This window comes from Streptomyces sp. AF1A (genome assembly GCF_047340315.1).
GTDB lineage: Bacteria > Actinomycetota > Actinomycetes > Streptomycetales > Streptomycetaceae > Streptomyces.
On the sequence record NZ_JBLEBI010000013.1, the window covers coordinates 71820 to 91588 of the forward strand.

Annotated in this window: 18 protein-coding genes and 1 pseudogene; 13 read left to right on the top strand and 6 right to left on the bottom strand. The window is 73.3% G+C overall.

What is annotated here, in order from left to right:
* Positions 1–9: 9 nt before the first annotated feature.
* The 7 genes from ACLU3S_RS06865 (at position 10) to ACLU3S_RS06895 (ending at position 8522) form a co-directional block, all read left to right on the top strand.
* Positions 10–2757: a LuxR C-terminal-related transcriptional regulator gene (locus ACLU3S_RS06865; protein WP_413950844.1), complete on the top strand. Its 2748-nt coding sequence runs from the start codon at positions 10–12 to the stop codon at positions 2755–2757.
* Positions 2758–2902: 145 nt separating this feature from the next.
* Positions 2903–3730 (top strand): alpha/beta hydrolase, encoded by an 828-nt coding sequence (locus tag ACLU3S_RS06870; protein WP_413950845.1) that lies wholly within the window; start codon positions 2903–2905, stop codon positions 3728–3730.
* 66 nt (positions 3731–3796) lie between these two features.
* Positions 3797–4591, top strand: coding sequence for an oxidoreductase (locus ACLU3S_RS06875; RefSeq protein ID WP_413950846.1), 795 nt, complete (start codon positions 3797–3799; stop codon positions 4589–4591).
* Between the two features lie 167 nt (positions 4592–4758).
* Positions 4759–5364: a flavin reductase family protein gene (locus ACLU3S_RS06880; RefSeq protein ID WP_413950847.1), complete on the top strand. Its 606-nt coding sequence runs from the start codon at positions 4759–4761 to the stop codon at positions 5362–5364.
* A 465-nt stretch (positions 5365–5829) separates the two neighbouring features.
* Complete coding sequence (locus ACLU3S_RS06885; protein WP_413950848.1) at positions 5830–6486, top strand: histidine phosphatase family protein; 657 nt, start codon at positions 5830–5832, stop codon at positions 6484–6486.
* Between the two features lie 261 nt (positions 6487–6747).
* Positions 6748–7413 carry a response regulator gene (locus ACLU3S_RS06890; RefSeq protein WP_413950849.1) on the top strand — a complete coding sequence of 222 codons (666 nt, stop codon included), beginning with the start codon at positions 6748–6750 and terminating at the stop codon, positions 7411–7413.
* On the top strand, positions 7410–8522 hold the full coding sequence (locus tag ACLU3S_RS06895; RefSeq protein ID WP_413950850.1) for a sensor histidine kinase: 1113 nt from the start codon (positions 7410–7412) through the stop codon (positions 8520–8522). Before ACLU3S_RS06890 ends, ACLU3S_RS06895 begins: the two co-directional genes overlap by 4 nt.
* A gap of 508 nt (positions 8523–9030) precedes the next feature.
* Here the strand turns inward: ACLU3S_RS06895 and ACLU3S_RS06900 are convergent.
* A complete protein-coding gene (locus tag ACLU3S_RS06900) occupies positions 9031–9855 on the bottom strand; it encodes a hypothetical protein (protein ID WP_413950851.1) in 825 nt (274 codons plus the stop codon).
* Between ACLU3S_RS06900 and ACLU3S_RS06905 the strand changes: the two genes are divergently transcribed.
* Positions 9854–9991 carry a hypothetical protein gene (locus ACLU3S_RS06905; RefSeq protein ID WP_413950852.1) on the top strand — a complete coding sequence of 46 codons (138 nt, stop codon included), beginning with the start codon at positions 9854–9856 and terminating at the stop codon, positions 9989–9991. The genes ACLU3S_RS06900 and ACLU3S_RS06905 overlap by 2 nt on opposite strands.
* A 99-nt stretch (positions 9992–10090) precedes the next feature.
* Positions 10091–10184 (top strand): annotated as a pseudogene (locus ACLU3S_RS06910).
* Positions 10185–10331: 147 nt separating this feature from the next.
* Here the strand turns inward: ACLU3S_RS06910 and ACLU3S_RS06915 are convergent.
* Entirely contained in the window at positions 10332–11576 is a 1245-nt protein-coding gene (locus ACLU3S_RS06915; RefSeq protein WP_413950853.1) for an MFS transporter, read from the bottom strand.
* Positions 11577–11716: 140 nt separating this feature from the next.
* Between ACLU3S_RS06915 and ACLU3S_RS06920 the strand changes: the two genes are divergently transcribed.
* Positions 11717–12652, top strand: a complete 936-nt coding sequence (locus tag ACLU3S_RS06920; protein WP_413950854.1) for a LysR family transcriptional regulator — start codon at positions 11717–11719, stop codon at positions 12650–12652.
* An 82-nt stretch (positions 12653–12734) separates the two neighbouring features.
* Here ACLU3S_RS06920 and ACLU3S_RS06925 read toward each other — a convergent pair whose 3' ends face one another.
* Both ACLU3S_RS06925 and ACLU3S_RS06930 read right to left on the bottom strand, forming a co-directional pair.
* Positions 12735–13499, bottom strand: a complete 765-nt coding sequence (locus ACLU3S_RS06925) for an alpha/beta hydrolase (protein WP_413950855.1) — start codon at positions 13497–13499, stop codon at positions 12735–12737.
* A gap of 357 nt (positions 13500–13856) precedes the next feature.
* Positions 13857–14849: an NADPH:quinone reductase gene (locus ACLU3S_RS06930; protein ID WP_413950856.1), complete on the bottom strand. Its 993-nt coding sequence runs from the start codon at positions 14847–14849 to the stop codon at positions 13857–13859.
* A gap of 240 nt (positions 14850–15089) precedes the next feature.
* Between ACLU3S_RS06930 and ACLU3S_RS06935 the strand changes: the two genes are divergently transcribed.
* Together ACLU3S_RS06935 and ACLU3S_RS06940 are read left to right on the top strand one after the other, a co-directional pair.
* Complete coding sequence (locus ACLU3S_RS06935) at positions 15090–16064, top strand: asparaginase (RefSeq protein WP_413950857.1); 975 nt, start codon at positions 15090–15092, stop codon at positions 16062–16064.
* A gap of 54 nt (positions 16065–16118) precedes the next feature.
* The gene (locus tag ACLU3S_RS06940; RefSeq protein WP_413950858.1) at positions 16119–16787 is read left to right on the top strand and encodes a Type 1 glutamine amidotransferase-like domain-containing protein; all 669 of its coding nucleotides are present in this window, start codon (positions 16119–16121) and stop codon (positions 16785–16787) included.
* A 14-nt stretch (positions 16788–16801) separates the two neighbouring features.
* Here the strand turns inward: ACLU3S_RS06940 and ACLU3S_RS06945 are convergent, their stop codons facing one another.
* On the bottom strand, positions 16802–17584 hold the full coding sequence (locus tag ACLU3S_RS06945) for a hypothetical protein (RefSeq protein ID WP_413950859.1): 783 nt from the start codon (positions 17582–17584) through the stop codon (positions 16802–16804).
* Positions 17585–17675: 91 nt separating this feature from the next.
* The gene (locus ACLU3S_RS06950) at positions 17676–18899 is read right to left on the bottom strand and encodes a saccharopine dehydrogenase family protein (RefSeq protein WP_413950860.1); all 1224 of its coding nucleotides are present in this window, start codon (positions 18897–18899) and stop codon (positions 17676–17678) included.
* Positions 18900–19043: 144 nt separating this feature from the next.
* Between ACLU3S_RS06950 and ACLU3S_RS06955 the strand changes: the two genes are divergently transcribed.
* Complete coding sequence (locus tag ACLU3S_RS06955) at positions 19044–19751, top strand: TetR/AcrR family transcriptional regulator (RefSeq protein WP_413950861.1); 708 nt, start codon at positions 19044–19046, stop codon at positions 19749–19751.
* Positions 19752–19769 lie beyond the last annotated feature (18 nt).

Consider the following 19769-nt stretch of genomic DNA (forward strand, 5'->3'; position numbering starts at 1 on the left):
CGGTGGCACGTGACGCGACCCGAGCATCGGCTCATCGGGCGGCAGCGGGAGCTGACGCGGCTGGAGCAGGTGCTGGCGGCTCCTGCGCACCAGGCTTTCGCGGTGCTGCGCGGCGAAGCCGGGACGGGCAAGAGCGCGCTGCTCCAGGCGGCCGTGTCGCTGGCCGGCGAGGCCGGGCTGCGCGTCGTCGGATCCTCCGGCGTCGAGGCCGAGTCCGCGCTGCCGTTCGCCGGGCTGCACCAGGTGCTGCTGCCGCTCGCGCCGTACTGCGCCCGCCTGCCCGAGGCGTCGCGCGCGATCCTGGAACAGGTCATGGGCATGCGAACCGGGCCGCCTCCGGGCGTGGCGGAGGTCGCGGGCGCGATCCTCGTGCTCATCGCCGCCGCAGCCGAGGACCGGCCCTCGTTCCTCGCGGTCGACGACGCCCACTGGTTCGACAGCGAGAGCGGCCGTGTCTGCGCGTTCGTGATGCGCCGGGCCGGAGCGGTCGGCGCTCGCGGGATCGTCACCGTGCGGACGGACGTGCCGTCCGCGTTCGACGCGGCCGGGCTCGAGGAGATCGAGGTCGGGCCGCTGGACGAGCAGGAGGCGGCAGCGCTGCTGGAGCGCACCGGCGGCCACCTCGACCCGCTCGCCCGTGAACGGGTGCTGCACTGGGCGGAGGGAAACCCGCTGGCGCTGGTCGAGCTGCCCAGGACGGCCGGGCGCATGCCCGCGACAGCGGCCGGACCGGCACCCGCGCCGCCTCTCACCCGCCGTCTGGAGCGCCTGTACGCACACCGGATCTCCGAGCTGACGCCCTCCGCCCAGGACGCCCTGCTGCTCGCCGCCCTGGACGGCCTGGCCTCCGTGGCCGGGCCCCGCCGTCCCGCGCTGGAGCGGCGGCTGGGCGATGTGGACGAGGCGATCGGCCGCGGCCTGCTGGTGGCCGACCCGGCGACCGGTCAGCTCGGTTTCCGGCATCCCCTGGTGCGGTCCGCGGTGGTCCAGCTCTCCTCGCCCGGCCGCCGCAGGGCGGCGCACGCCGAACTCGCCGGGCTCTATCGGGACGACGAGGAGCGGCGGGCGCACCACCTCGCCGAGTCGACCGTGGACCCGGACGAGAAGGTCGCCGCGCTGCTGGAGCACGCTGCCGAGACGGCGACCGGGCGAGGAGCCTCCTCCGTCGCGGTGAGCTGGCTCGAGCGGGCCGCGCAGCTCAGCGAGCGAGCGGACCAGCGCTCCCGGCGGCTGGCGGAGGCGGCCTTCGTCGCCGGGCAGTCGGCCCAGCTCGAACGTGCCCAGCAGCTGTCGGAGAGCGCGGGCACGGCCCGTACCGACGTGATCATCGCCGAGTGCTACGCCGCCCTGTACCGGGACGGCGACGTGCGCAGCACGCATCGCAGGGTCGTCGCCGCCCTGGAAGGACTGGCAGACCCCGTCGAGGACAAGGCGACGGCGGAGCGGTTGATCAACCTCCTGCTGGTGATCGCCCTGTTCGCCGCCGACACCGCCACCTGGACGATCACCGGGTCCTGCGTGGACCGTTTCTGCGACCGGGCCGATCCCGCGGGGTCGGCGAGCCTCCTCTACCGCGACACCTGGGGCGACATCGTGCGCCGGGGCGCGGGCGGCATCGAGCGTCTGCGCCGGGAGTTCGTCCGCACCACGTCCGACCGGCCGTGGGATGCCATGCGGCTGCTGGTCAGTGCCTACCATCTCGACGTACTGGAGGAGTTCCGCACCTCGCTGAACCGCCTGGTGGCCCGGGAAGGGGAGGCGGGCGCCGCCGGAAACGCCATGACCCTGCTCCAGCTGGTGATGCTGGATCACATGGGGGCAGGCCGCTGGGCCGACGCCGAGCAGACCGGCCGGCGGGGTCTGGAGTCGACCGCACGGCACGGCTACGCGCTCTTCGCCCATCAGTACCGCGCGTTTCTCGCCATGGTCGCCGCCTGCCGCGGCGACACCGAGACGGCGGACGATCACCGCAGGGCGGTGGAGGCCTGGGCCCGGCCCCGCGGGATCGGCCACCTCACCCAGTACGCGGACGCCGTCGGCGCGATGGCCGCGCTGGCCCGCTCCGACCATGCGACCGCCTTCCGGTTCGCGACCGCCATCACGGCGCCCGGCGAGTTCGCGCCCCACCGCGAGCAGGCGCCGCGAACCCTGCTGGACTTCGTCGAAGCGGCCATGCGCAGCTCACACGCCGACGAGGCACGCCTCCACGTGCAGGCGGCCGTCGCCGCCGGGCTGCCCGCCCTCTCCCCGCGCCTGGCGCTCGTCACCACGGCGGCACAGGCCATGACCGCACGGGTCCAGGCATCCCTTCTCTACCAGCAGGCGCTCGCATTGCCGGGGGCAGCCGTGTTCCCCTTCGAGACCGCCCGTATCCGCCTGGCCTACGGCGAAAGACTGCGGCGCGATCACGAGACGAGGGCGGCCCGGGAGCAGCTCGAAGAAGCCCTCCGCGTCTTCACCGAGCTCGGCGCACTCCCCTGGGCCGAGCGGGCCCGCGCGGAACTCGCCGCCGCGCGCGCCGCATTCGGCGCGCGCGACCGGGGACTGCAGTCGCTGACCGTCCAGGAGCGGCAGATCGCCGAACTCGCGGCGAGCGGACTGACGAACAAGGAGATCGGCGCGAGGCTGTTCCTCTCCCCGCGTACGGTCGGCTCGCATCTGTACCGCATCTTCCCCAAGCTCGGGATCACCAACCGCGCCGCGCTCCGCGACGCCCTCGACGCCGCCATGGGCGACGCTGCGCCCGACGAGCCGTGACCTCGCGACGCACCCGGCCCCTCGGTCATGTCCCAACCCGGCCGTTTGCGTCATCCGACTGAGCCGACCGGCACGACGCCGGCGCCATCGTGGAGAGCACCCCAGGAGATCGCATCAGGCGGTCCTCCGCCACAAGGAGGCTCTCATGACGGACCAGCGCACCCCGGTCGTGCTGATCCACGGGCTGTGGCTGCACTCCTCCTCCTGGCAGCCCTGGACGGAGCTGCTGCTTGCCGAGGGATTCGCGCCGCTCGCCCCCGGCTGGCCCGGTGAACCGGACAACGCGTCCGACGCGCGGTCCCACCCGGAGACCATGGCCTCGGCAGGCATCGACGAGGTGACCGAGCACTACGCCACCCTGATCGCGGCGTTGCCTGCCGCGCCCGTGCTGATCGGGCACTCCTTCGGCGGTCTGATCGCCCAGAAGCTGCTCGGCCTCGGCCTGGCGCGCGCCGCCGTGGCGATCGCCCCGGCGCCGATCAAGGGCGTTGCGCCCCTGCCGTTGAGCCAGCTGCGCTCGGCCGCCCCGGTCCTGCGCAACCCGGCCAACCGGACCCGAGCGGTGTCCCTGACAGCGGGCCGGTTCCGCTACGCCTTCGGCAACGCGGTCCCGCGGCAGGAATCCGACGCGCTGTTCGAGGCGTACGCCATCCCCGCTCCGGGCCGGCCGCTGTTCCAAGCGGCCTTTGCCAACTTCAGCCGCAGCTCTCCGGCCGCGGTCGACACCCGTAACACCCGGCGAGGGCCCCTGCTGCTGATGTCCGGCCGGCGCGATCACACCGTGCCGGATGTCGTCACGCGTGCCGCCTACAAGCTGTACGGCGGCTCGACGGCGATCACCGACCTCGAGCAGTTCCCCGACCGCGGCCACTCCCTGGTCGTCGACCAGGGCTGGAGGGCCGTCGCCGGCTGCGCTCTGGGCTGGCTGGCCCGCCAGGGCATCACCGGCCGGTCCACCACGGCCGGGCTCTGACGACCAGCCCCGCACCCGCTGTTCCCCACACCCGTACATCGCACGCGAACCACCGAGGAAGACATCATGGATCTGCGCCTGAAGGACAAGGCCGTCGTCGTCACCGGAGCGAGCCGCGGCATCGGCCTCGCCGTCACCCGCGCCTTCGTCGAGGAGGGCGCCCGCGTCGTGGCCGGCGCCCGCACCGTCAGCCCCGAACTCGCCGAGCTGGCGGCCTCCGGGGCCGTGGTCCCGGTGACCGCCGACCTGGCCACCGCCGACGGCGTCACCACGCTGATCGGGACCGCTGTCGAACGGCTCGACGGCCTCGACGTCCTGGTCAACAACGTCGGCGTGGCCCGGGCGCGTCCGGGCGGCTTCGCCTCCGTCACCGATGAGCAGTGGCTCGAGACGCTGACCGTCAACGTGCTGAGCGCGGTCCGTGCCGCACGCGCGGCCCTTCCCGCACTGCTGGCCGCGCGCGGGTCGATGGTCACGATCAGCTCGATCAACGCCTTCCTGCCCGACCCCGGCGTCATCGACTACACGGCCTCCAAGGCGGCACTGACCAACTTCTCCAAGGCGCTGTCCAAGGAAGTGGCTCCTCAGGGCGTACGCGTCAACACCATCGCACCCGGCCCGGTGAGCACCGAACTGTGGACCGGTCCCGGCGGCATCGCCGAGACCATCGCGACCGCCATGGGCGTGGCACCGCAGGAGGCCGTGGACCTCGCGATCAACGGTCTGGGCGGCCTCCCCACCGGTCGCTTCACCCGCCCCGACGAGGTCGCCGACCTCGTCCTGATGCTCGCCAGCGACCGCGCCGCCAACATCACCGGCGCCGACTTCACCATCGACGGCGGTCTCGTCAAGACGCTCTGATCGCGAGTCGCTGCCCGCACGACCGTCGCACTGCCCTCGCTCCCCCAGCCGGGGGGCGAGGGCGGGCGATCGTGCCCCGGGGACGGCGGGCCCGCATCTGGCAGCACGCGTACGACACGCACCCGTGCTGCGGCACGCTCCGGTGCGCGGCTTCGATACTGGGCCCCATGCGTGTCGAATACGACCCCGAGGCGATGAGCAGCGCGGACTTCTACAGGTTCCTGACATCGGTCGTGATTCCGCGGCCGATCGCCTGGGTCTCCACCGTCGCGCCGAACGGCACCGACAACCTCGCCCCGCACTCCTTCTTCAGCATCGCCAGCACCGATCCCCCGATCGTGCAGTTCACCTCGATCGGCCGCAAGGACTCCCTGCGCAACGTCGAGGACAGCGGGGAGTTCGTCGTCAACTTCTCCTCCGCACCGCTCCTGCAGCTGATCAACGCGACCGCCATCGACTTTCCTCGGACGGTCAGCGAGTTCGACTCCGCGGGTATCCGGCGTGAGACCAGCAGGCGGGTGCGTCCGCCCAGAGTGGCCGTGGCCCCGGTGGCCTTGGAATGCCGTTCGCACACCACTTTGCGCATGGGAAACTCCACCTTGGTCTTCGGGCGGGTGCTGCATGCCGCGGTGGACGACGAGTGCCTCGTCCACGGCCGCCCCGGCAGCGGGCTGCTGCGCCCCCTCACCAAGCTCGGCGGCGACGAATGGGGCACGCTGGGCGAGGTCGTGCACTTGAGCCGCATCCCGTACGAGGAACCCAGCGCACCCTGATGCCGGCCCGGGAGGAGGCCGTCCGGGCGCTTTCGCCGTGAGGACGTTCAGGACGTCATGTCCTTCGGGGCGCGCGCTGACTCCCCCTTCGGGGTGCGCGGCAGGTGCAGGCCGGCAAGGCCCTGGCGTGCCATCGCGGCCGCGAGTGCGAAGCCACCATGGTGAGTACGTCCATATGTTCATATGTCCTTACCTTCTGGGAGCGGTCCGCCCGCTCCCACCAGCCGACCGGTCCCCGGCCCGGAGGTCTGCCAGGTGGCCGGGCCCTCATCGGCCACCTGGCAGGGGCACTCCGGACGGCCGGCAGGTACCCGGGGCGGGGCCGGGCGGGAACTCTTGAGGTAGTGATGCGCTACGTGTCGACCGCTCGTGCTCCGCTCCGTGGAGCCGGTGGCGGGGACAGGTCGCCGGCTCCCGCCGGAAGGACGTCACCACGACACGCCGGCCGACAAGGAGGGCAGCCGCATGACGAACCGACTGACACTTCTGTGCGCCCGCCCGGCAGACACCGTCTTCGCCGACGCCCCGCTCCGTGAGCGGAAGCCCAGCGGTACGGGCGTCGCCCGCGCACCACTGCCTCCCCACTCGTCGGCCATCAGGTCGCCCTCGTCCGACGCCACGCTGACCGCCGCGGCCCTCGGGCTGCGGGCCGTGGCAGAGCCCGCACTGCGCGACCTCGACCACGGCGCCTGGAGCGGCCGCGCGGTGGCCGACATCGCCGCCGCGGACCCGTACGGCTACAGCGCCTGGCTGACGGATCCGGACGCCGCGCCGCACGGCGGCGAGACCGTACGCGAGCTGTGCCGCCGGACCGCTCAGTGGCTCGGCAGCCTGCCCGCCGAGACCGGCTCCACGCTGGCCGTCGTCGAGCCGGCCGTGGCGCAGGCCCTGCTCGTCAACGCCCTGGCCGAGCCGGTCCGAGCCTTCTGGCGACTGCGGATGGCGCCCCTGCACACCGTCTCCCTCACGCGCCGAGGTGGCGTGTGGAGCGTCCAGCCGGCTGAGGCGTCCGCCGACAGCGGCCTGGCTCCGTACTCCTCGCTGTCGATCACCGCGCTGGCCGCGGCCTGGCACACGATCAGCGAGCAGGGAACGCGCTTCAGCGAGACGAGGGCGGCCTGAGCGGCCCGCCACCCGTGAGACACGGGATCGTCCGTCACCCACTGGCCCCGGCCGCCCCGGCCCGGGGCCAGTGCCGTGCCGCGGCACGGCGGCCGGCCGAGGGACGGCCCACGCCCACGTGGGGCCCCGGCCGGCCCAGGCCCATCCGGCCGAATGGCTGGTCTCGCGCCGCCGATCGGCGTCGTTCGTCGCCAACCCGGCGCGAGACGGCCGACTCGGTGGTAGGCATCGAGCGGCAGACATGTGAAGAGCGGAGCGCAGGTGATCCGGGTACTGGTGGTCGACGACGAGGCCCTGGTCCGTACGGGCTTCACACACATCCTGAACGCGGCGGACGACATCGAGGTCGTGGCCGCGGTCGACGGCAGCCGCGCCGTACCCGTGGTGCGTGAGGCACAGCCCGACGTCGTCCTGCTGGACATCCGGATGCCGGACGTGGACGGGCTCACCGTCCTGGCCGACCTCCGCCGCATGCCGGATCCTCCGGTGGTGGCCATGCTCACCACCTTCGACACCGACGAATACGTGGCCACCGCCCTTCGCTCGGGAGCCGCCGGTTATCTGCTCAAGGACACCGACCCCGAGCAGCTGCCCTATCTCGTGCGGGCCCTCGCCGAGGGCGGGACGGTGCTGTCCTCCCGGGTCACTCGCACGGTGGTGGACGGCTACCTCGACCAGGACGGCCGCGAGCCCGCCGCCCGCCTCGCCGCCCGGCTCACCGAGCGCGAGCGGGCCGTTCTCCTGCTGATGGCCGAGGGCCTGGCCAACACCGACATCGGCGAACGCCTGCACCTGAGCACGGGCACGGTCAAGGGCCACGTCAGCACCGTGCTCAGCAAGCTGCGGGTCAGCAGCCGCGTCCAGGCGGCCCTGATCGCCGAGCGCGCGGGCCTGCTCACACCGTCCCAGGGCGGGGACACCCGGTGACACCGGGAAGACCACCGGCTCCGCTCCAGGACGTTCTGCTGGTCCTGATCGCGCTGCTGGACGCTTGGGTTCACGTCGACTTCGAGACGCGGCCGGCCATGATCTGCGCACTCCTGGCCGCCCTCGCCCTTGCGCTGCGCCGCCACCGGCCGCTGCTGACCTTCGCGCTCACCCTCCCCTCCGCCATGACCACCGACGCGGTGTTCGCCACCACGGCCGCCCTGTACACCCTGTCCTTGATCGGCCGCCACCGCGTCCTGCTGGCAGGCTGCTCCCTGACCTACGCCATCAGCGACTTCCTCCCCTGGCCGTGGTCCTCCCTGAAAGCCAACGACTTCACCCAGGCCAACACCCTGGTGCACCTCACCTACACACTGGCCACCGCGGCCGCCCCCGTCTTCCTGGGCCAGCTCGTACAAGCACGGCGCGACCTCTCGCACCGGCTCGCCGAGATCTCGGAGGCCCGCGAGCACGAACGGCTGCTGACGGCCCAGAGCATCCTCGCGCAGGAACGCGCCCAGCTCGCGCGGGAAATGCACGACGTGGTCTCCCACCAGGTCAGTCTCATCGCCGTCCAGGCCGGAGCGCTGCAGGTGGGCAGCCAGGACGCCGAGACCAGGGACGCCGCGGCCACCATCCGGCAGCTGAGCGTGCAGACCCTGGAGGAGCTGCGGCACATGGTCAGCGTGCTGCGGGCCTCCGGCAGCCGCCCCACGGAACTCACCCCCCAACCGTCCCTCGCCGACCTGGAGCGGCTGGTCGAAAGCAGCGGCATCGACGCGGAACTGAAGACGGACCTGCCCGACGACCTCTCACCCCCCGTCCAGCGCGCCGTCTACCGCACCGTCCAGGAGGCCCTGACCAACGTCCGCAAACACGCACCCGGCGCCAGGGCCACCGTGCACATCCGCCGCACGAACGGCACCATCCACACCACCGTCGCCAACACGGCCCCCACCCGTCCCGCGCTGCCCCTCCCCGGCGCTCACCACGGCCTGGCCGGACTGCGCCAGCGCGCCGAACTCCTCGGCGGAACCATCACCTCCGGGCCGACGCCCGACGGCGGTTACGAACTCAACCTGGAACTGCCGGCCACCAACTCGCCCTGACGGCCGGACCGAACCCGCTCCCGGCGGCCCGAGCGGAGACCCGGCCGGCCGTGCGGCTCAGGACCGGCGTCAGGGACTGGGCGACCGACCCGGAGCAGGCGGCCCGGCTGTGGGACCTTTCCGCAGAACTGACGGGCGTCAACGGCTTCACCGTCCGGAAGTGACGCGTCGCCGCCTTGGACGGCGGGCTGTGAAGATCAGGCCATGACCCGGACGCCCAAGGGCGGGGATCTCTCCAACGCCGCAGCGGGGCGACCTCTGCGGCGCCTGGTATCCGGCCGGCGACGGCCCACCCGCGGCGCGCCCGTGTGGTCACCCATGTGGTGCTGTCGGAAAACCCGGCGTCAGTAACCCCAGTGGCAGTGTCCCGGCCGCTTCCGGACAGTTGGAACATGAACCGTCACCGACGTCCACACCGGCGAGCCCCGTGGATCGTGGGCGGTGCCGCCGCGCTTGTCCTCGGTGGTCTCGGCATCTGGGCGTTGGTGACGCTGAATCAGGGAACTCCTCACCCGGCGCCGTCGGGCATAACCCTGCCCACGCCGACGGGCCCGCCGCTGCCCACGCCCACGACCACGCGGAAGCCGACACGTACGCCCACCCCCACACGCCCGCCTACGACCGCGACGGCGACTGCGCCTCCGCGGACGGGGACGGCGACGACCGGTCCCCGGCCACCGAAGCCGCCGCCGTCCAGCCATCGGCCCCCACCGGCGCAGGGCAGAACGACAGCCGCGCCGACGCCGCCCGGAGCCGTGCCCAAGCCGCCGTCAGCGTCCACGCCCCCGGTGACGTCGGCACCGGGAGTCACGCCGGTACCACCCGTGACCTCGGCGGCGCCGCCGCCACCGTCCTCGGCACCCGCGCAGCCACCGCGATCGTTCCTCGTGCCCCCCTCCGCGCCGGTGCCGCCGGCGCCGGCGACGACGTCGGCTCCGGCACTGCCGGTGATGCCGCCACCGCCGCCGCCCCCGACGGCACCGTTCCGGTCGCCGGCCCCGCCGCGATCACCGCTGCCGTCCCTGTCCGCACCGCCGGTCCCGCCGCTGTCGCCCCCGGCACCCGCGCCGACGTCACCGCCCTTGCCACCGAAGTCGCCGCCACCGGTCTCGCCGGGGCTCACGCCACCACCCCCGGTGTCACCCGGGCCCACCGCACCGCCGAGGACACCGCGGCCCACCGCGCCGGCGAGGACACCGCGGCCCACGGCGCCACCGAGATCGCCTCGGCCCTCACCGCCGCGGACATCACCGCGCCCCACGCCCTCACCGGCGCCACAGCCGTCGACGCGGTGGTACACGAGCCGGGCGGCGGTGGCTGCCGCTCGCCGCATGGCCGCCGCCGGGGTGGTCGGGGACCCCGTGTGCTCGCTGTCGGCCTTCGGTCCGCCGGATCCGGCGCTCATTCCCAGGGGCCTGCCCTCGGTGGGCATCGGGCGGGCCGACGACTACTGGTGCCTGATCTGGTGAGCCCCGGCCGCGCATCAGGGTCTCGTCAGGCTCGCGTCAGCGAACCCTGCCACTCTGGTTCCCGTGAACGGCACCGGACACCAACGGAGCCGGGATCGAGGAGAGGTGCCCGGAGTGGCTGATCGGGGACCACGAGCTCGCCTCACGGTCGGGCCCCTAGGGGCCCACGCAGGTTCGAATCCTGCCCTCTCCGCCCGGGAGACGTCGCGGTGCGCGCGGCGTCCGACGACGCGGGGCTCACCCCCCGGGGGACGCCGCCCCGCCTGACCGCCCTCGCCGACCTGGCGCCGGGCCAGTGGCGACACCGCCCCCGTACGCTCCGGCACACGCGGACGGCGCGTCAGGCGCGGCTCGGCGCCGGCTGCGTGCCGGAGCGAGGTTCGGCCGCGCGGCGTGGGAGCAGCAGAGGGGTCATCAGGAGGAGTACGCCGGCCAGGCCGATGGCGGTGCGCGGGCCGAGCAGGCTGCCCAGGACGCCCCAGACGGCCGTCAGGAGCGCGGTCGAGGCCTTGGTCGTCACGGTCCAGGCGGAGAGCGTGCGGGCGACCCGGTCGGGCGCGGTGCGCTCCAGGCGGCAGGTGGTGTAGACGGGGTTGAAGACCCCGCAGCAGAAGATGAGCCCCAGCTCGACGCCCATCACCAGCAGCAGCCCTCCGGCCCCCGGCCCCAGGAAGGCCAGGCCGACGGGCCAGAGCACGCGCAGGGCCCCGGCCACGACCAGGACCCGGTGCTGCCCGAACCGGGTGACGAGCGGACGAGCCAACCGCGAACCGAACAGCCCGCCGATCGAGGGCGCGGCGAAGGCGAGGCCGTACTGCCACGGTGCGAAGCCGAGCCGGCCGAGCATCAGGACGGCCAGCAGCGGCTGGGTGGCCATCACCAGGGCGTTGAACGCGGCGGTGTTGAAGAACAGCGGACGCAGTGTCGTGTCGGCGAGGATGTACCGCCACCCGTCGAGCATGTCCCCGGCCCGCATGCGGGCGGCCTCCCGGCGCTCGGGCGGCGGCTCGTGCCCGCCGCCCGCGCGGATGCCCAGGGCCGACAGCAGGTAGCTGACCGCGTCGGCCACCACCGTCGCCACCGGGCCGAGGAGCCCGATCGCGGCGCCGCCGAGCGGCGGTCCGATGATCGTGGTCGTCCAGGTCGTGGACTCGAACCGGGCGTTGGCGACGAGCAGGTCCTCGGCCGGCAGCAGCGTCTTCAGATACGCGCCGGAGGCGGCGCGGAACGTGATGTCGGCCGCCGCGACGACGACCGAGACCAGCAGGAGCTGGGGGAAGGTGAGCGCGCCGAGCGCGAACGCGGCGGGGATCGTCAGCAGCGCGGCGCACCGCGCCAGGTCCGTCGTGATCAGCACCGGCCGCTTGCGGCGGAACTCCACCCAGGGGCCGAGCGGCACCGCCACGACCGCGCCCACCGCGGTGCCCACGGAGGAGAGCGCGGCGACCTCGGCCGGTCCGGCGTGCAGCACCCGGATGGCGATCAGCGGGAACGCGCCGAAGGCGAGCCAGGTGCCGAGCGCGCTGGTTCCGTAGGCTCCCCAGAGCCATCCGAACCGCCGCCCCAGCCGGTACCCGCAACGCATCTCCGACGCCCCTCGCCTCTCGCCACTCGCCCGTACAACCGATCCGCGATCACCGCATCAAAGCGAGCACCGAGTCAACAGGTCAAACAACCGCAGGACCGTTTCCGCACAACCGATGGTTGTACCCGTAGGGTGTCGGCATGGACCTCGACGCCGTCCGGACCTTCGTCGCCGCCGCCGACGCGGGGCAGTTCCAGGAGGCCGCCGCCAAGCTGGCGGTCACCCAGCAGGCCGTCTCCAAGCGCATCGCCGCGCTGGAGCGCAACCTCGGCGTACGGCTGTTCACCCGCACCGCGCGCGGCGCCAGGCTCACCATCGACGGGCAGGCGTTCCTGCCCCACGCGCGCGAGCTGCTGCGGGTCGCCGAGCGCGCGGTCGCGTCCGTGCGCACCGGCCGCCGACCGCTGCGTGTCGACGTGATCGCCTCGCGCGGCGCGGCGGCCGGCCTGATGCGCGGCTTCCACCGTGCGCATCCCGAGATCGACCTGGACGTAATGATGCTGTTCGACATCGACACGGCCGTCGCCGCCCTGCGGTCCGGTTCGATCGACGCGTCCTTCCGCGCCGTCGCCGCGCCCGGCCGGCCCCTTCCCGAGGACATCGAGTCCGTCCGGGTGCTCGACGAGCCGCTCGAGCTGCTCACCGGCCCCGACCACGCGCTGGCGGGCGCCCGCTCGGTGACCGTCGCTCAGCTCGTCGGGCACCGGATCTGGATGCCCGGCATCGTCCCCGGCACCGAGTGGGCCGCGTACTACGACGACCTCGTCGCCGAGTTCAACCTCACCATCGAGGCGACCGGCCCCAACTTCGGCTCCGACGCGCTCCTCGACACCATCGCCGACACCCCTGCCCTGGCCACCTTCATGGGCGGGCACACCCGCATCGTCTGGCCCGCCGGCCACGGTCTGCGCCGTATCCCGGTGACCGATCCGACACCCGTCTACCCGCACTCCCTCCTCTGGCACCGCGACAACCCCCACCCGGCGCTGGCCACCCTGCGCGCCCACCTCGCCGCCACGGCGGCCGGCCACGGTGCCGAGGGGACGTGGGTGCCGGGCTGGGTCACGGCGCGCTGAACCACGCGCGGCGACGACGTGCCCGCCGCCACAGCCGCGGTACGGCGCCCGGTCGGCGGACCGGACGCCGGTACCCGTCGCGTCAGGCCCGTGGAGCGCCCGGATCGCCGAGGTGCCGGGCGAAGAAGACGGCCGCGCTGTGGGACTCGAACCTGGGCAGCTCCTTGTGCCTGCCCGCGTTGGCGTGCAGCGTCTTCTCCTTCGAGGCGAAGGCGTCGAACAGCGCGAGACCGGACGCGCGCGGGATGTGCTCGTCGTCCCACTGGAGCATGTACGCGACCGGGACGGTGATCTGCCGTGCCTTCTCGGCCAGGGCGTCGGGCCAGTGGAGACCGAAGACGGCGGCGGCGATCCTGGGGTCGGCCGCCGCGAGCGGCACCCCGATCGCGGTGCCCATGTTCAGGCCGAAGTAGCCGACCGGTCCGCCGGCGCCGATCTCCGGGAGCTCCTGGAGGGCGTCCAGGGTCGCCTGCCACTCGGGTACGGCGCGCTCGGCCAGGTGGGCGTTGTAGCGGACGACGACGGGGCCCTCCGGCTCACCCGCCTCTCGCACCCTGAACAGCGCGGCGATCTCCTGCTCGTCGTGTGCTGTGCGCGGGCGGCCGCCGTGGCCGGGCGCGTCGATGCAGGCGACGTGGAATCCGCAGCCGGTCGCGAGGAGGTGCGCACGGCCCGTCATCGCCGGCCACTTCTTGTGCGTGCCGCCGCCGTGGCCCAGCAGCACCAGGGGTGCGCGGTCGGGGCCGGATGCGGGCGACCAGAGCACGCCGGGGATCTCGCCCACGGTGAAGTCTCGCTCGACGACGCCGTTCGACGTCGTCTCCGCAGTGAACTGCACGGAATGCATGGCGTGTTGCCTTTCGGGAGCGCCTTGTTTCGGGCGCTCCCGGCGACACCTGTGTCAGTCGCCGACCGTGACGGAGCGGGGGAGCACCCATAGGGACACAGCGTTCATGGGTCTCACCTCCTCGGGCGGGATCACGGTCACGTACACGCTACCGGGCCGAGGCCCGTCCCGCCCAACCGTTTTTCTCCGCCGTTGCGGAGCGGGTCGCGACGGCACGGTCGTCCGCCCTTTCGCCCGAGCGGGGGCGCCCTCGGCTCCGTGACCGGCGGGTGTCCTCCTCGCGGAGCCGGGTGCCCCGGGCCGACGGCGGAAGGGACGCGGTATGCGGCGTCTCGCCGGCGCCCCGCGCAGGCCGCGTCACTCGGCCGCGGTGAGGTCCGTGCGCAGGACCGCGCGGACACCCCGCAGCTCGCCCCGCTCCATCCGCGCGTGCACCTCGCCGGCCGCGCTCAGCGGGAAGGACTCGATGCGGCGTGGCCGCAGTACGCCCTGCACGAGGAGCTCGTTGACGTACGTGGCCGCCTCGGCGAGTTCCTCCGCCGTCGCGTGCGAGATGGCGAACCCGACCACCGAGCGGTCGTTCATGTACAGCGCTCCGGCGGGCAGCACGGGACGGGTGCGGGCGCCCGCCAGCAGGACCACCCGGCCGCGGTGGGCGAGGAGGCCGACGGAGGTGGGAAGGTCGTTGACGCCCGCCGTGTCCACGTAGACGTCCACGCCCGACGGCGCGGCCCGCCGGATTCCGTTCACCAGGCCGGGGTCCCGGTAGTCGAAGACCTCGGCCGCGCCGAGCCGCGCACAGTACTCCGCGTCGCGTGCGCCGGCCGTCGCCAGGACACGCGCACCGGCGCGCGCCGCCATGGTGACCAGCGCGCTGCCGACCTGACCCGCGCCCCCCGCCACCAGGACCGTCTCGCCGACGCGGAGCCGACCGTGCACGAACAGCGCCAGGTAGGCGGTCGCCGCGGGATGGAACACGGCCACCGCCTCGTACGGGTCCACGCCCTCCGGCAGGTGGTAGAGCCGGTCGGCCGCCACCACGGCCTGCTCCGCAGCGGCGCCCTGGCGCCCGCCGTGCCCGAGGCTGTTGCACCACACCCGGTCACCGGCACGGAAGCCCGCTGCGCCCCGGCCCGCCTCGGCGACCGTGCCCACCAGATCGCGTCCGACGACGAACGGAAAGTCCAGCGGTGTCACGAAGAGCCCCGACCGGACGAAGAGATCGACCTGGTTGACCGCGGTGGCCACGACATCCACCAGCACGTCCGTCGGACCGGGCCGGGCCACCGCGATCTCGCCGTACCGGACCAGGTCCGCGGGGCCCAGCTTCTCGATGTACGCAGCACGCATGACGCCGCATCATTCCATCGGGGCGCCCGCAGAACACCCGTACCCGCCGACGTGTCATCGGCCGTGGCACGTGGTGGCCCGGCGACCGCGAAGGGGGAGCCCGTTGCCGCTCGGCACAGCGGCTGCGGCTACCGTGGCCCGGAGCCCGGCGGGACGGTGTGTGCCACCGACGGGCTTGTTCAGCATGCGAGGGTGGCCGGCCATGTGGCCGGCCCCGTACCGGCCCGGAGGTCACCGCCGATGTCCCAGCCCGCGACACCCACCGCGGCCGACGCCCCCCATCCGGTCCTCGCCGAGGTCGTCCGCTGCGGTTTCGTCGAGGGGCGGCACAGGGGCAGCCTGGTGCTGCTGGCGCCGGACGGCTCCGTGGAGCTGGCGCTGGGCGACGTGCACTCCCCCGTCCTCCCGCGCTCGGCCAACAAGCCCATGCAGGCGGCCGGCGTGCTGCACACCGGTGTGCGGCTCGCGGGCGAACGGCTGGCGCTCGCGGCCGGGAGTCACTCCGGGGAGGCGTTCCACCGCGACCTGGTGCGGACCATGCTCGACGAAGCCGGGCTGAGCCCGGCGCACCTGCGGTGCCCGACCGCCCTCCCCCTCGATCAGCAGGAGCAGGAGGCCTACCTGGCGGCCGGCGAGCGGCGCGACCGGGTCGCCATGAACTGCTCGGGCAAGCATGCCGCCATGCTGGCAGCCGCCGCGCACCGGCACTGGCCGCTGGAGTCCTACCTCGATCCCGACCACCCCCTGCAGCGGCTCGTCCGGACGGCGGTCGAGGAGGCGGCGGGCGAGCCGGTCGCCGCCGTCGGCACCGACGGCTGCGGGGCACCGCTGCTGGCCATCGGCCTGACCGGCCTGGCCCGCGCCTACCGCCGCTTCGTGCTCGCCGCACCCGGCACCCCCGAGCGGCGGGTCGCCGACGCCATGCGCGCCCACCCCGAGTACGTCGCCGGCACCCGCCGCCACGACACCCTGCTCATGCGCGCGATCCCCGGCGCCCTGTCGAAGGTCGGCGCGGAAGCGGTGCAGGCTCTCGCCCTGCCCGACGGCCGCGCCCTGGCCCTGAAGATCGACGACGGCGGATCCCGGGCCCTGGGACCGGTCATCGCCCGCGCGCTGCGCCTGATGGGGGTGAGCGCACCGGCCACCGACCGCGTGGGCCGCGTGCCCGTGCTCGGCGGAGGACGGGAAGTGGGAGAAGTGCGGGCGGTGTTCTGACGGCCTGCCCACAAGCGCGTTGCGTGCCTGGGGCGGCGGTGGTTGACTCACCCGGTGAAGCTTCTGCTGACGGCGGCCGGCGTGCGCAACGAGACGTTGCGGGACGCGCTGCGGGACCTGCTGGGCAAGCCGTTCGAGTCGGCGAACATCGTGTACGTTCCCACGGCGTCCGTCGCCGAGCCCGGGGACCACGGGTGGTTCGTGACGCACCTGACCCAGGCGCACGGTCTCGGCTGGCGGGAGTTCGACGTCCTGGAGCTGAACGGGCTGCCTCGGCAGATGGTGCTCGACCGGCTGCTGCGTGCCGACGTCATCCATGTCGAGGGCGGCAACCACTACCATCTGGCGCGCAGCATCACCGGCAACGGCCTGGCCGACGGCTTCCTGGAGGCGCTGGAGGGACGGGTCTACGTGGGGACGAGCGCCGGTTCGATGATCTTCAGCAGGAACCTCACCGAGCACTCCGCCGACGTGATCGGGGACGCCGCGGACCTGCACGTGCTCGGGGCGAGGACGATTGAGCCGCCGTTCGGTCTCTTCGACTGGTATCTCAAGCCGCACCTGTACTCGCCCGACTTCCCGGAGCGGGACGACGCCTGGGCCGATCGCATCGTCGAGCGGGCCGGCTTCCCGGTCTACTTCATCGACGACGACACGGCGATCCGCGTCAGGGACGACGAGGTGGATGTCGTTTCCGAGGGCCGGTGGCGGTTCCATCCCTGACGTGGTGACGGCCCTCATTTCAGGATGTTCACCGCCCGCGCGACCACCAGAACCACCGTCACGAGCGACACCGAGGACTGCAGCATCATCAGCATCTTCGCCCACCGGGACACGGGCATGACGTCGGGCGGGCTGAAGGCCGTGGCGTTGGTGAACGACAGGTACAGGTAGTCCAGGAACGCCGGTTCCCAGTTTGGCGGCGCCAGCTCGGGGCTCTGCATCTGCACGAAGAGGAAGTCCGCGTACTGCTGCTGCCCCCGCACCCGGGCCATCGGTCCGCCGCGGTCCCACTCCCAGTACCAGAGCGCGAACACGATGACGTTCGTGAACCAGATGACACCGCCGGCCCGCAGCAGCGGCACCGCGTCCTGGCCCCCGCCCCCGTTCAGCAGGTCCCCCACGAGCCGGGCCGCCGCCCAGCCGTTGGCCAGGCTGATGACGCCGGTCAGGACCAGCCCCAGCCAGCGCAGCCGGCGCGTCCTCGGCTCCACCCTCCGGGGGTTGCCGGCGACCACCGCGGCGAGCAGCAGCAGTTCCAGCACCGGCAACGCCCAGACCGGCCGCACGAGCGCCAGCCGGTGCGGCAGGACCAGCTGCAGGGCGACCGCCGCCAGGATCACGCAGGTCACCGCCCAGCGCGGCTCGCCACGCGTCATCCGGCGCCATGCGGGTACCAGTTCGCGCTCGCCGCTGTGCAGCGCCTGCTCGATCCTGGCGATGCGATGGGCGACATCACCCATGTCCTCGGGGCCCTCGGGGTCTTCAGGGGCCTCGGGGTTCTCGGAGTCGTCGTTCATGACGAGGATTGTCCCGGGGGGCCTCCTCGCGGGCGCGGCCGGGACGGGCCGGCGCCCGCTCCGTACGCTCGGGCGCCCGGCCGCGGCGCGATCAGTTCTCCTCGCGCAGGCCCCAAGGAGATCCGTACTCGGTGAGCAGGTCGAGGAAGGGACCCGGGGAGAATGCCTCCGGCCCCAGCACGCCCGCCGCGGACCACGCGCCGGTGGCCAGCAGTTCCAGGGCGACGACCGGGTTCACCGCCGTCTGCCACACGACGGCCTGCGCGCCGTACTCGCGCATCGACCACTCGTTGTCGACCACGTGGTACAGGTACACCTCGCGCGGCGACCCGTCCTTGGTGCCCTTCACCCAGGTGCCGGCGCAGGTCTTGCCCGTCATCCGGTCCCCGAGGCCCGCCGGGTCGGGCAGGCAGGCGGCGACGACATCGCGCGGGGAGACCCGCACGGGCCCGTCGTCCCCGGGCACGGTCACCTTGGCCGTCGAGTCCAGGCCCAGTGCGTGGAGGGTCTTCAGCTTGGCGATGAAGTCGTCTCCGAGGCCGTACTTGAACGTCACCCGGCGTGCGTCCACCCACCGGGGGATCAGCAGCACCTCCTCGTGCTCGACGTTGACGCACTCGACCGGACCGATGCCCTCGGGGAAGTCGAAGACCTCGGGCTCGCTGAAGGGAGCGGTGGTGAACCACCCGCGCTCCTTCTCGTAGACGACCGGGGGGTTGAGGCATTCCTCGATGGTGGTCCAGATGCTGAACGACGGCGCGAAGTCGTATCCCTCGACGGTGAGGTCGGCGCCGTCGCGTATGCCGATCTCCTCGATGTCGTCGAAGAGTTCGTCGGCCGCGTACCGGGCGAAGACGTCGGACATGCCCGGCTCGACGCCCATGCCCACCAGCGCCAGCCGGCCGGCCTCCTGCCAGCGCTCGGCCAGTGCGAACTGCTCGTCCCCGAGTTTCACACCGCACTCCTCGTACGGGCGTTCGCGGTGCGGCACGGACAGTGACATCGCCATGTCCAGGTAGTGCGTGCCGGCGTCCAGGGCCGCCCGGAAGAGCGGCATCACGAACCGGGGGTCGGTGGCGTTGAGGAGCACGTCGCAGCGCTGGTCGAGGAGCATGCGGCGGACCGCGTCCTGGTCGGAGGCGTCCAGCCGGTGCGCGCTGAAGCGGGCGCCGCGCTCCCCGAGCGCCGCGACGGCGGCCTCGGCACGGGAGAGGTCGTAGTCGGCGACGACCATGTGGGAGAGGAAGTCGCGGCGAGCCGCGATCCGGGTGACGGCCGTCCCGACGCCGCCCGCGCCCACGAGAAGTACGCGCATGTCACACACCTTTCTTCCGGGAGTGGTCCGGGTGTCGTCCGGGTGGCGAGCGCCTCCGGACGACTCGATGCAACGGGACGCGGGGATGTAAGGTCAACCCTGTTGGCATAAGGACCGGCGCGGGCGACGGAGGAGACGACCGACATGGCCAAGCAAGTGGTGCCGGAGGCGGCGCGCCGTCGGCGGCGGCCCACGCGTACCGGAACCGTGCTGTCCGAGGAGATCATCGTGGACACCGCGCTCCGGGTGCTCCGGGAGCACGGCAGCGCCGGGCTGACGGCGCGTCGCCTGGGCGCGGCTCTGGGCGCCGATCCGAGCACCCTGTACCGCTACTTCGCCGGGATGGACGATCTGACCCGGGCCATCGGGGACGAGCTGATGGGGCGGGCGCTGAAGAGCTGGACGGCCACCGGCGAGTGGCGCACGGATCTGCGCGCACTGGGCCGGGCCATCCACGCCGCCTACCTCGCCCACCCGCAGGCCGCCGTCCTCACCGCCAGCCGGGTCACCGGCAGGCCCCGCGAGATCGCGGTGGACGAGACCATTCTCGGCATCCTGCGCGGGGCCGGACTGCCCGACCCGGCGGCGGTCCGCGTGTACCACGCGTTCATCGACCAGAGCCTGGCCTTCGCCGCGCTCGACGCCGGTTCGCTCGCGCTGACGGACGAGGCCCGGGCGCGCGACGAGGAGATGTGGCGCTCCACGTATGCGCGCCTGCCCGCCGCGTCCCATCCGAACATCGCTGCCACGGCTCAGTTGCTCGCCCGGCGCATGCCGCACAGCGCCTATCCGGCCGCGCTGGAGATGCTGCTGGAGCACACCGCCGCGCAGGTGTCCCGGGACGATGCCTGAGCGCCGGGGCGCGGGCGG